11 protein-coding genes are annotated in these 11,014 nt (G+C 68.5%); 7 read left to right on the forward strand and 4 right to left on the reverse strand.

The genetic code is table 11. The features are described from left to right. Nucleotides 1-35: 35 nt before the first annotated feature. Nucleotides 36-845 (reverse strand): type I methionyl aminopeptidase, encoded by an 810-nt coding sequence (gene map / locus ACFOES_RS02505; RefSeq protein ID WP_377831583.1) that lies wholly within the window; start codon nucleotides 843-845, stop codon nucleotides 36-38. 55 nt (nucleotides 846-900) lie between these two features. Next, nucleotides 901-1,641: a DNA/RNA nuclease SfsA gene (sfsA, locus tag ACFOES_RS02510; RefSeq protein WP_377831584.1), complete on the reverse strand. Its 741-nt coding sequence runs from the start codon at nucleotides 1,639-1,641 to the stop codon at nucleotides 901-903. A gap of 46 nt (nucleotides 1,642-1,687) precedes the next feature. Between sfsA and ACFOES_RS02515 the strand changes: the two genes are divergently transcribed. From ACFOES_RS02515 to ACFOES_RS02530, 4 genes are read left to right on the forward strand one after another with little or no spacing between them, the layout of a single operon-like run. Beyond that, nucleotides 1,688-2,434, forward strand: coding sequence for a competence/damage-inducible protein A (locus ACFOES_RS02515; RefSeq protein ID WP_377831585.1), 747 nt, complete (start codon nucleotides 1,688-1,690; stop codon nucleotides 2,432-2,434). Continuing rightward, nucleotides 2,431-3,147 (forward strand): GNAT family N-acetyltransferase, encoded by a 717-nt coding sequence (locus ACFOES_RS02520; protein ID WP_377831586.1) that lies wholly within the window; start codon nucleotides 2,431-2,433, stop codon nucleotides 3,145-3,147. Before ACFOES_RS02515 ends, ACFOES_RS02520 begins: the two co-directional genes overlap by 4 nt. Further along, entirely contained in the window at nucleotides 3,144-3,743 is a 600-nt protein-coding gene (locus tag ACFOES_RS02525) for a peroxidase-related enzyme (protein ID WP_377831587.1), read from the forward strand. The genes ACFOES_RS02520 and ACFOES_RS02525 overlap by 4 nt, the downstream gene beginning before the upstream one ends. Next, nucleotides 3,740-4,705 (forward strand): OmpA family protein, encoded by a 966-nt coding sequence (locus ACFOES_RS02530; RefSeq protein WP_377831588.1) that lies wholly within the window; start codon nucleotides 3,740-3,742, stop codon nucleotides 4,703-4,705. Before ACFOES_RS02525 ends, ACFOES_RS02530 begins: the two co-directional genes overlap by 4 nt. Nucleotides 4,706-4,741: 36 nt before the next feature. On the opposite strand, the gene ACFOES_RS02535 is transcribed toward ACFOES_RS02530, so the two are convergent. Further along, entirely contained in the window at nucleotides 4,742-5,647 is a 906-nt protein-coding gene (locus ACFOES_RS02535) for a LysR family transcriptional regulator (RefSeq protein ID WP_377831589.1), read from the reverse strand. A 370-nt stretch (nucleotides 5,648-6,017) separates the two neighbouring features. Between ACFOES_RS02535 and ACFOES_RS02540 the strand changes: the two genes are divergently transcribed. Further along, nucleotides 6,018-6,266, forward strand: coding sequence for an EF-hand domain-containing protein (locus tag ACFOES_RS02540; protein ID WP_377831590.1), 249 nt, complete (start codon nucleotides 6,018-6,020; stop codon nucleotides 6,264-6,266). A 138-nt stretch (nucleotides 6,267-6,404) separates the two neighbouring features. On the opposite strand, the gene ACFOES_RS02545 is transcribed toward ACFOES_RS02540, so the two are convergent. Further along, nucleotides 6,405-8,423 (reverse strand): oxidoreductase, encoded by a 2,019-nt coding sequence (locus ACFOES_RS02545; RefSeq protein WP_377831591.1) that lies wholly within the window; start codon nucleotides 8,421-8,423, stop codon nucleotides 6,405-6,407. Between the two features lie 330 nt (nucleotides 8,424-8,753). Here ACFOES_RS02545 and ACFOES_RS02550 point away from each other — a divergent pair, with 330 nt between their 5' ends. Continuing rightward, entirely contained in the window at nucleotides 8,754-10,346 is a 1,593-nt protein-coding gene (locus ACFOES_RS02550; RefSeq protein ID WP_377831592.1) for a GMC family oxidoreductase, read from the forward strand. A gap of 103 nt (nucleotides 10,347-10,449) precedes the next feature. Next, a complete protein-coding gene (locus ACFOES_RS02555; RefSeq protein ID WP_377831593.1) occupies nucleotides 10,450-10,932 on the forward strand; it encodes a DUF2127 domain-containing protein in 483 nt (160 codons plus the stop codon). The last annotated feature ends 82 nt before the right edge of the window (nucleotides 10,933-11,014 follow it).

An 11,014-nucleotide genomic window follows, 5' to 3' on the forward strand; every position in this document is an offset into this window, starting at 1 on the left:
AGGTTTCGCTATGTCCCGCGTCCGGAGACCGGCACCTACCCCCAGGTCGGGTGGAACTTGCCGGCCGGCGACAGGGTGAAGATATCGACGCCGTCCGCCGTCACCCCGACCGAATGCTCGAACTGGGCCGAGAGCGACTTGTCGCGGGTCACGGCGGTCCAGTCGTCGGCCAGGATCTTGGTCTCGGGTCGGCCCAGGTTCACCATCGGCTCGATGGTGAAGAACATGCCTTCCTCGAGTACCGGGCCCTTGCCGGGCCGGCCATAGTGCAGCACGTTCGGCGGCGCGTGGAACACCCGCCCCAGCCCGTGGCCGCAGAAGTCGCGCACCACCGACATCCGGTGCGCCTCGACATAGGACTGGATCGCGTAGCCGATGTCGCCGAAGGTGTTGCCCGGCTTGACCGCCTCGATCCCCTTCATCAGCGAGTCGTGGGTGACCTGGATCAGGCGCTCGGCCTTGCGGCTGAGCGATCCGGCGACATACATCCGGCTGGTGTCGCCATACCAGCCGTCGAGGATCACGGTGACGTCGACATTCAGGATGTCGCCGTCCTTCAGCACCTTGCCGCCGGGGATGCCGTGGCAGACGACGTGGTTGACCGAGATGCAGGAGGCATGCTGGTAGCCGCGATAGCCGATCGTGGCCGAAACCGCGCCGGAGTTTTCCACCCGTTCGGTGATGTAGCGGTCGATCTCGCCCGTCGTGGCGCCGGGCACCACCAGCGGCGCGATCTCGTCGAGGATTTCCGCCGCCAGCCTGCCGGCGGCGTGCATGCCGGCGAAATCCGCCGGCTCGTGAATGGTGATGCCGTCTTTGGTCACGCGGCCGGGGGTCTCGTCCACTGGGCCTCTCCGTCTGTCTGCCGGTGAAAATGCACCGGGTTTGGGGCCTAAATAGTCAAGATGACCGGGAATGACCAGAGGCAGCGCCCGATTGCAGTCCCGGGTCCACCTGAGCGGGCCCCGCCGCCGTCACGCCCGCGGGGCCGATCCGGGTGCCGAGCGCCAGCATTTCCACCCCGGCGGCGCGGGCGGCATCGAAGGCGCTTGCATAGGCCGGGTCGATGTCGCCGGCCACCCGGACGCGGGCGACGTCGCTGCGCGAGACCAGGAACAGCATGACGGCGCGACGGCCCGCCTGTGCCGCCTCGGCCAGTTCCGCCAGGTGCTTGGCGCCGCGCTTGGTGACGCTGTCGGGGAACTCGGCCCAGCCGTTCCGGGCCAGGGTCACGCTCTTCACCTCGACCAGCGCCTCGCCCGCCGCGCCGGAGAGCAGGAAGTCGATCCGGCTCGCCTTGCCATAGGGCACCTCGGCCCGGACGCTGTCATAGCCGGTCAGGTCCGGCACCTTGCCGGCGCGCAGGGCCTCGCCGACGACCCGGTTGGCGATCGCGGTATCGACGACGGCGAAATCGCCCGCGCCCTGCGCCACCAGCTTCCACGAGAATTTCAGCTTCTTCTTCGGATCGTCGTTGGGTTCCAGCCAGCATTCCGCCCCCGGCTCGGCCATCCCCAGCATCGAGCCGGGATTGGGGCAATGGGCCGTCACTTCGCGGCCGTCTTCCAGCTCCATGTCGGACAGGAAGCGTTTGTAGCGCCGGATCAGACGGGCGCGGATCAAGGGGGTTTGAAAGCGCATGACCCCCGGCCTATACCGCTTGGGTACCCCGGGCAAGGAGGCTGCCATGTCGTCGAATCCCACCGCAAACCCGACTGCCGCGATGCTTGTCATCGGCGACGAAATCCTCTCCGGCCGCACCCGCGACGCCAACATGTATCACCTGGCCCAGGCCCTGACCGGGCGCGGCATCGTGCTGAAAGAGGCGCGGGTGGTCAGCGACGAACACGGTGCCATCGTCGAGGCGGTCAACACCCTGCGCGCGGCCTATGACCACGTCTTCACCTCGGGCGGGATCGGGCCGACCCATGACGACATCACCGCCGATGCCGTCGCCGACGCCTTCGGCGTTCCTATCGACGTGCGCGACGACGCCCGCGCCATCCTCGCCCATCGCTACGCTGTCGCCGGCACCGAGCTGACCGAGGTGCGGCTGCGCATGGCCCGCATCCCCGATGGCGCGGTGCTGATCGAGAACCCGGTTTCCGGCGCGCCGGGGTTCAGCCTGGAAAACGTCCATGTCATGGCCGGGGTTCCGAACATCTTCGAGTCGATGCTCGCCTCGCTGCTGCCGACGCTGACCGGCGGCGCGCCGCTGCTGTCGCAGAGCCTGCGGGTGATGCGCGGCGAGGGCGAGATCGCCGGGCTGCTGCGCGAGCTGGCGGGGGAGTTCGACGATCTCAGCTTCGGCTCCTACCCGTTCCAGCGCGACGGCGCCTTCGGCACCAACCTGGTGATCCGCGGCACCGATGCCGGCCGGCTCGACGCCGCGATGGTGAAGCTGGCCGCGGCGGTGGGCGAGGGCGCCGCATGAGCCAGCCCGACCTTGATACGCTCTACGCCACGGTCGATGCCACCTGGCCGCCGGCCGCCTTCCACCGCGCCGGGCCATGGATCCTGCGCGAGGGCCGGGGCGGCGGCAAGCGGGTCTCGGCGGCGACATCGGACGGGCCGCTGGGGCCCGAGGACATCGCCACCGCCGAGGCCGCGCAGGAACGGCTGGGCCAGAGGCCGCTGTTCATGATCCGCGCCGGCGACGCGGCGCTGGACGCGGCGCTCGAGGCGCGCGGCTACGAGGTGGTCGATCCGGTGGTGATCTACCTCGCCCCGGTCGCCGACATGATCGGCGAGATCCCCGCTGTCGCCGCCTTCACCGTCTGGCCGCCGCTGGCGATCCAGCGCCACCTCTGGGCGCAGGGCGGGATCGGCCCCGGGCGGCTGGCGGTGATGGACCGGGCCGAGGGGCCGAAAACCGCGCTGCTGGCCCGGCGCAGCGACCATCCCGCGGGCTGCGGTTTCGTCGCCCTGAACGGCGACATCGCCATGCTGCACGCGCTGGAGGTCCCGCCCGAGATGCGTCGGCAGAAATCCGCCGTCTATATGATGCGAAGAGCCGCGATCTGGGCGCAAGATCATGGTGCGAAATGGTTTTCCCTTGTCGTGACGGAAGCCAACGAGGGCGCCCGCGCCCTCTATGCTTCCTTCGGCATGACGATTGTGGGAAAATATCACTATCGGATGAAATGAGCCCGGAGAGGCCCGAGCAGTTGACGAAAGACACCACCCCGCCGACGGCGCTTGATCTTCCCATGGTCGACCCGCTTCCCGAAGCGACGGCCAAATACTTCAACATCTGCGAGGAGAAGCTGGGCCTCGTTCCCAACGTGCTCAAGGCCTATGCCTTCGACATCGCCAAGCTCAACAGCTTCACGGCGATGTATAACGACCTGATGCTGGGCGAGAGCGGCTTGAGCAAGCTCGAACGCGAGATGATCGCGGTCGTCGTTTCCTCGATCAATCGCTGCTGGTACTGCCAGGTCGCCCATGGCGCGGCGGTGCGCCAGCTGTCGGGCGATCCCAAGCTGGGCGAGGCGATGGTGATGAACTACCGCGTCGCGCCGCTCGATGCCCGCCAGCGCGCGATGCTCGACTTCGCCGCCAAGCTGACCGAGACGCCGGACCGGATCCTCGAGGAGGACCGCGCCGCCTTGCGCGAGGTCGGCTTCTCGGACCGCGATATCTGGGATATCGCTTCGGTTACCGGCTTCTTCAACATGTCCAACCGCGTCGCCGCGGCTTCCGAGATGCAGCCGAACGAAGCCTATCACGGTCAGGCAAGATGAAAGCCGCCCCGATCATCGCGATCGGGGTTGCCCTGGCCTGGAACGCGGCCGGGGCGCAAGAGGTGCGCCTGGACTTCCCCGCCAAGACGGTCGAGACCGCGCGCAAGGATGCCGCGCTGGGCAGCTACGACCTGCCGGTGGGGCCGTGGAAGAACGGCGAGATGCACACGCTTGCGGTCGAGGGTCCGCGCCATCAGGTCGCCTGGCGGGTGGCCGAGCGCGGTGTCTCGACCATGGCGCTGCTGGACGACCTGCGCGGCCAGTTGGTCAAGGCCGGCTTCCGGCTGCTTTATCAATGCGGCACCCGGGCCTGCGGCGGCTTCGATTTCCGCTATGGCACCGACATCCTGCCCGAGCCGCAGATGCATGTCGATCTGGGCGATTTCCGTTATCTCGCCGCCGAACGGCCGACCGCTGCCGGGCCGGAATATGTCAGCCTGATGGTCTCGCGCAGCATGGATGCCGGTTTCGTCCAGATGCTGCAGATCGGAGGGCCGCGGGACCAGGCGCTGACCGCCACGCCCTCGACCAAGAACCCCACGCCGAAGACGGTGCAGGAGCCCGACGGCAGCGCGCTGCCGGCGCAGGGCGTCGCCGCCGCGCTCGAGACCGGCGGCGCGGTGGCGCTGGACGACCTCAATTTCGACAGCGGCGCGGCACGGCTGGCCAAGGGCGACTTCGCCTCGCTGGCCGAACTGGCCGCCTATCTGAAGGAAAACCCCGACCGCAAGGTCGCCCTGGTCGGCCATACCGACGCGCAGGGCGGGCTGCAGGCGAATCTGGCCTTGTCGAAGCAGCGCGCCCTCTCGGTGCGGGCGCGGCTGGTCAATGAATACGGCGTCGATCCCGGCCGGATCAGCGCCGACGGCGTCGGCTATCTGGCGCCGCGGGCCAGCAACCTGACCGAATCGGGGCGCGAGAAAAACAGAAGGGTCGAGGTCATCTTGACCTCGACCCAGTAGGCACCTTGCGCGTATCGCGCGGCGCGGACGACGGACTTACCAGCTTTCGGGGCCCTTGTCGGAGAAGTTCCGGGCCAGGAAATCGATGAAGGCGCGCACCTTGGGCTGGGTGAATCGGCCCGGCGGATAGACCGCGTAGATGCCCAGCGTCTCGACCGGCAGATCGGGAATCGCCTCTTCCACCAGCCCCTGGCGCATGGCGTCGGCGTAGAGGAAGCTGGGCAGGTAGGCGATGCCGAGCCCGGCGATCGCGGCATGCAGCAGCGACTGGCCATCATTCACGGTCAGCGAGCCCGAGGTCCGGACCTGGCGCTTCTCGCCCGAGGGCGCGGTCAGCTTCCAGACGCTGCCATTCGACTGGTTCGAATAGTGCAGCAGCTTGTGTTCGTTCAGGTCGTCGATCTTCTGCGGCCGGCCGTAGCGTTGGAAATAGCTCGGCGCCGCGATCATCCGCTTGGTCGTCTCGGTCAGCTTGCGCGCCATCAGCGTGCTGTCCTCGAGTTCGCCGATCCGGATCGCCATGTCGAATCCTTCCGAGATCAGTTCGACATAGCGGTTGTTCAGCACCATGTTCACCGTGATCTCGGGATATTCCTGCAGGAAATCCCCCAGGATCGGCGATAGCAGGCTGACGCCGAAATCGGTCGCGACCGAAATGCGCAGCAGCCCCGAGGGCGCCGACTGCATCGAGGTCACCAGCGCATCGGCCTCGCCGGCATCGTTCAACACCCGGCGCGCGCGATCGTAATAGGCCAGGCCGATCTCGGTCGGCGAAACCCGGCGGGTGGTCCGGTTGAGCAGGCGCGCACCCAGCCGCGCTTCCAGCGCCGAAACGTGTTTGGAAACGGCGGACTTGGAAATGCCCATCTTCTTGGCGGCATCGGTAAAGCCGCCCTGGTCCACCACGGTGGCGAACGCTTCCATTTCTGTCAGTCGGTCCATTGTGCACCCATTGCATGTGCTGCAGGTCTTTTCCCGGTTATTGGTGCCAATTCGGGCAAGATTGGGGTGCGCGGCAGACAATACTTGGGTTTTGTCTTGGATCGTTAATGGCACAGAAACAGCCCCGGCGGCCTTTCGCCGAGACGGGTTTTTCGGCGGAAAAGGCGCCTCCGGGCCGGTTCGGGTCAGCGGGAAAAGGGCAAGCGGCGGCGCGTCGGCGGGAAATTGTTCCGTCCGATGCCCCGTTTCGGCACCGGATCGCACGCGAACCGGCACCCATGCGGTTGCCTGTGGAACAGGCTCCCGAGTCGCGGCATGCAGGGGGCGAAGGCAGACCCGCCTTCACCGAAACCTCACAAGGGAGAGAAGAATGACCCCGATCCGAGTGACGCTCGCCGCGATGCTGACCCTGACCGGCGCCCAGGCCTTCGCCACCACCGCGCCGGCGGTGACCGATTCCGACGGCAACGGCAGCTATTCGCTCGCCGAGATCCAGGCGGCCTTTCCGGAGGTGACCGACCAGACCTATGCCAAGATCGACGCCGACGGCAACGGCACGGTCAGCCCGGACGAGCTGGCGGCGGCGATCAATGACGGCGTGCTGAAGGCCCAGGGCTAAGCACGGCACTTGCGGGGGGCCGATGTGGCCCTCCGCCCCCGGCGTGCCCGCGCCGGGACCCATGCCTGCAGCTTCCCCATACCCTGCCCCGGCTGCGGGCCGGGCAGCGCCCTTGCCCGGGGTGCTGCCCGATCTGCCTTACAGGCTGGCCGCCAGCCGCGCGCCCTGGTCGATGGCGCGCTTGGCGTCCAGCTCGGCCGCCACGTCGGCACCGCCGATGACATGGGCCGAGATGCCCGCCGCCGCCAGGTCGTCGGCCAGCGCCTGGTCGGACACCTGACCGGCGCAGAGCACGACCGTATCGGCCTCGATCAGTTCGGGCGTGCCGTCGCGGGTGATCCACAGCCCCTCGGGCGTGATCCTGTCATAGCTCACCCCGCCCAGCATCTTCACCCCCTTGGCCTGCAGGGTGGCGCGGTGGATCCAGCCGGTGGTCTTGCCCAGCCGCTTGCCCGGCCGTTCGGCCTTGCGCTGCAGCAGCACCACCTGCCGCGCCGGCGGCTCGGGCTGCGGCCCCTCGGGGGCCAGCCCGCCGCGCGCCTCGGACGGATCGGCCACGCCCCATTCGCGGCGCCACAGCTCCGGATCCTCGGCCGGGCTGACGCCCTGGTGCACCAGATATTCGGCGACGTCGAAGCCGATGCCGCCGGCGCCGACGATCGCCACCCGCTTGCCCACCGGCGCCCGGCCGCGCAGCACGTCGACATAGCCCAGCACGTTCGGCCCGTCCTCACCGTCGATCTGCGGATCGCGCGGCAGAACGCCGGTGGCGACGATGACCTCGTCGAAGCCGGCCAGGGTCTCGGCCGTGGCCCCGGTGTTCAGCTTCAGCGCGATGCCGGCCTCGGCGACCATGGTTTCGTACCAGGCCACCAGCCCGTCGAACTCTTCCTTGCCAGGGATTCGCCGCGCCATGTTGAGCTGACCGCCGATCTCGCCGGCCTTGTCGAACAGGGTCACGCCATGGCCGCGCCCGGCCGCGACCAGCGCCGCCGACAGCCCCGCCGGCCCGGCGCCGACCACGGCAATGCTTTTCGGCGTCTCCGCCTTCTCGAACGTCAATTCGGTTTCGTTGCAGGCCCGCGGGTTGACCAGGCAAGAGGTCAGCTTGCCGCTGAAGGTGTGGTCGAGGCAGGCCTGGTTGCAGGCGATGCAGGGGGCGATGGTCTGGGCCCGGCCCGCCGCCGCCTTGGCGACGAAATCGGGATCGGCGAGGAACGGCCGCGCCATCGACACCATGTCGGCGCAGCCCTCGGCCAGCACGCCCTCGGCGATCTCGGGCGTGTTGATCCGGTTCGAGGTGACGACCGGGATGTTCACGTGGCCCATCAGCTTCTTCGTCACCCAGGCGAAACCGGCGCGCGGGACCGAGGTGGCGATGGTCGGGATCCGCGCCTCGTGCCAGCCGATGCCGGTGTTGAGGATGCTGGCCCCCGCCGCCTCGATCTTCTTCGCCAGCCCGAGCACCTCGTCGAAGGTCTGGCCGTCCGGCACCAGGTCGATCAGCGAGATCCGGTAGATGAGGATGAAATCGGGCCCCGCCGCCTCGCGCACCCGGCGCACCACCTCGACGGGCAGGCGCTGGCGGTTCTCGACGCTGCCGCCCCAGCGGTCGGTCCGCTTGTTGACATGGGCGGTGAGGAACTGGTTGAGGAAATAGCCCTCGGAGCCCATCACCTCGACCCCGTCATAGCCGGCCTCGCGCGCGCGGACGGCCGCGGTGACGATATCGGCGATCTGCTTCTCGATCCCGGCCTCGTCGAGCTCGTTCGGCACGAAGGGCGAGATCGGCGATTTGACCGCGCTGGCCGAGACGCATTCCGGCCCGTAGGCATAGCGCCCGGCATGGAGGATCTGCATCGCGATCTTGCCGCCGGCGTCATGGACCCGGTCGGTGACGATGCGGTGATTGGCGATGTCCTGATCGCTGAACAGCCCCGCCGCGCCGGGAAACACGCCGCCCTCGCGGTTCGGCGCCATGCCGCCGGTGACCATCAGCCCGACATCGCCGCGGGCGCGGGTGGCGTAGAACTCGGCCACCCGGTTCCAGTCGCCGCGCTCTTCCAGCCCGGTATGCATCGAGCCCATCAGGGCGCGGTTCTTCAGCGTGGTGAAGCCGAGGTCGAGCGGGGCGAGCAGATGGGGGTATGCGGTCATGGCAGGTCCTCCTTGGCGCGCAAGATGGGGGCGGACAGGGCGCTTGTCACTGCCGACGCCGCGTCACGGCGGGGGAGGGGGAGCCAGCAAGCGAAACGCGAGACGTGCGGCGCCCGCCCGTGGGCAGGCGCTGCGCGGCGGCTGCGCCTTGAGTCCGCGCCATCAGCGCATCGCACCCCGGGGCCGAATGGGGGCCGGAGAGAATCACATATCCGCCATGGCCTCCCGCCTGCAGGCCTCGCAGTCCCGCAAACCCCTTCTTCGGCATCGCCCCTTGTTGCCTCACCCCCCTCCGCCTAGGCTCGGGTCACGTTTCGGGGGGAGGGACCGATGGCGGATTGGGATTACATCATCGTTGGCGCCGGCTCGGCCGGTTGCGTGCTGGCCAACCGGCTGAGCGAGGATCCGAAGGCACGGGTGCTGCTGCTCGAGGCCGGCGGGCGCGACAATTACCACTGGATCCACATTCCGATCGGCTATCTCTACTGCATCGGCAATCCGCGCACCGACTGGGGCTTCAAGACCGTGGCCGAGCCCAACCTGGGCGGCCGCAGCCTGCTCTACCCGCGCGGCCGGGTGCTGGGCGGCTGCTCCTCGATCAACGGCATGCTCTACCTGCGCGGCCAGGCGGCCGATTACGACGGCTGGCGCCAGAAGGGCAATGCCGGCTGGGGCTGGGACGACGTGCTGCCCTATTTCCGCAAGTCCGAGGACTATTACGACGGCGCCAGCGAGCTGCACGGGCAGGGCGGCGAATGGCGGGTCGAGAACCAGCGCCTGCACTGGGACATCCTCGACGACTGGGCCCGGGCGGCCGAGGCGGCGGGGATCCCGGCGACGGCGGATTTCAACAGCGGCGACAACGAGGGCGTCGGCTATTTCAAGGTCAACCAGCGCAACGGCTGGCGCTGGAACACCGCCCGCGGCTTCCTGCGCCCGGCCAAGAACCGGTCCAACCTGCATGTCGTCACCGACGCCCAGGCCGAGGGCCTGATCCTCGACGGCCGCCGCGCCGTCGGCGTGCGCTACCGCCAGGGCGACACGCTGCAGGAGGCGCGGACGGCGGGCGAGGTGATCCTGTCGGCCGGCGCCATCGGCTCGCCGCAGCTGCTGCAGCTCTCCGGCATCGGCCCGGCCGAGCATCTGCAGGGTCTCGGCATCGCCCCGGTGCTGGACGCACCGGGCGTCGGTGCCAACCTGCAGGACCACCTCCAGATCCGCTGCGCCTACAAGGTTCACGGCGCCAAGACGCTCAACACCATGGCGGCGACGCTGTTCGGCAAGGCCAGGATCGGTCTCGAATACGCCCTGAAACGCAGCGGCCCGATGTCGATGGCGCCAAGCCAGTTGGGCGCCTTCACCCGGTCGAGCCCGGACATGGCGACGCCGGACCTCGAATACCACGTCCAGCCGCTCAGCCTCGAGGCCTTCGGCGAGGACCTGCACCCCTTCCCGGCAATCACCGCCAGCGTCTGCAACCTGCGGCCCGAGAGCCGGGGCCATGTGAGGATCGCCTCGCCCGACCCGCGGGCCCATCCCGAGATCGCGCCGAACTACCTCTCGACCCCGGCCGACCGGCTGACCGCCGCGCGCTCGATCCGGATCACCCGCAACATCATGGCGCAGGAGCCGATGGCGAAATACCGGCCCGAGGAGTTCAAGCCCGGCCCGGATTATGCCAGCGACGAACAGCTGGCCGAGGCGGCGGGCAAGGTCGGGACGACCATCTTCCACCCGGTCGGGACGACCCGGATGGGCACCGATGCCGGCGCCGTGGTCGATCCGCAGCTGCGGGTCAACGGCATCGCCGGGCTGCGCGTCGTCGATGCCGGGGTGATGCCGACGATCACCAGCGGCAACACCAATTCGCCGACGATCATGATCGCCGAGAAGGCGGCGGCGATGATCCGCGGCATCGATTGAGCCGGACGCCGCGCGGCCGGGGCATGCGCCTGCGAAGAAATGATCCGGCTGGGCATCCCGGCCCCCTGTTGCCTTGCCGCCGCCGGGCGGAGTTAGATGCGCCATGCAAGTCAGCGAACACCGCGTCCACCAGGTCTTCCGCGTCAGCGTCCTCCTCAAGGGGCTGCACGCGCTGATCGAGATCGCCGGCGGGCTCGTGTTCTATTTCGCCTCCGCCCCGACGGTGCTGCACTGGGTCAACCTGCTGACCCAGGACGAGCTGACCGAGGACCCGAGGGATTTCATCGCCACCCATCTGCTCAGTGCGGCGCAGCAGTTGACCGGGGCGACCGAATCCTTCTATTCCTTTTACCTGGTCAGCCACGGCCTGATCAAAGTCGTGCTGGTGGCCGGGCTACTGCGCGAGAAGCTGATCGCCTATCCGCTTTCGCTGGCGGCGCTGGGCGCCTTCATCGTCTACCAGCTCTACCGCTATTCCTACACCCACTCCTTCGGGCTGATCCTGCTGACGGTCTTCGACCTGATCGTCATCGTTCTGGTCTGGCACGAATGGCGGCTGTTGCGGCGCAACCTGCCCGTCGACTGACGGCCGCGCCAGGCCGTCTCCGGCCTGAGCCCGCGCTTGCCAATCGCGCGACCGCTGTGCCAGCATTCCCGCATTGGTGAGC

The organism is Acidimangrovimonas pyrenivorans (genome assembly GCF_042643245.1).
GTDB lineage: Bacteria > Pseudomonadota > Alphaproteobacteria > Rhodobacterales > Rhodobacteraceae > Acidimangrovimonas > Acidimangrovimonas pyrenivorans.

Excerpts from the sequence above, each read along its gene's own strand:
- sfsA (WP_377831584.1), bottom strand. The coding sequence starts at position 1,641 with ATGCGCTTTCAAACCCCCTTGATCCGCGCCCGTCTGATCCGGCGCTAC.
- ACFOES_RS02540 (WP_377831590.1), top strand. The coding sequence starts at position 6,018 with ATGACCCCGATCCGAGTGACGCTCGCCGCGATGCTGACCCTGACCGGC.
- ACFOES_RS02550 (WP_377831592.1), top strand. The coding sequence starts at position 8,754 with ATGGCGGATTGGGATTACATCATCGTTGGCGCCGGCTCGGCCGGTTGC.
- ACFOES_RS02530 (WP_377831588.1), top strand. The coding sequence starts at position 3,740 with ATGAAAGCCGCCCCGATCATCGCGATCGGGGTTGCCCTGGCCTGGAAC.
- ACFOES_RS02535 (WP_377831589.1), bottom strand. The coding sequence starts at position 5,647 with ATGGACCGACTGACAGAAATGGAAGCGTTCGCCACCGTGGTGGACCAG.
- ACFOES_RS02520 (WP_377831586.1), top strand. The coding sequence starts at position 2,431 with ATGAGCCAGCCCGACCTTGATACGCTCTACGCCACGGTCGATGCCACC.
- ACFOES_RS02545 (WP_377831591.1), bottom strand. The coding sequence starts at position 8,423 with ATGACCGCATACCCCCATCTGCTCGCCCCGCTCGACCTCGGCTTCACC.
- ACFOES_RS02555 (WP_377831593.1), top strand. The coding sequence starts at position 10,450 with ATGCAAGTCAGCGAACACCGCGTCCACCAGGTCTTCCGCGTCAGCGTC.
- ACFOES_RS02515 (WP_377831585.1), top strand. The coding sequence starts at position 1,688 with ATGTCGTCGAATCCCACCGCAAACCCGACTGCCGCGATGCTTGTCATC.
- ACFOES_RS02525 (WP_377831587.1), top strand. The coding sequence starts at position 3,144 with ATGAGCCCGGAGAGGCCCGAGCAGTTGACGAAAGACACCACCCCGCCG.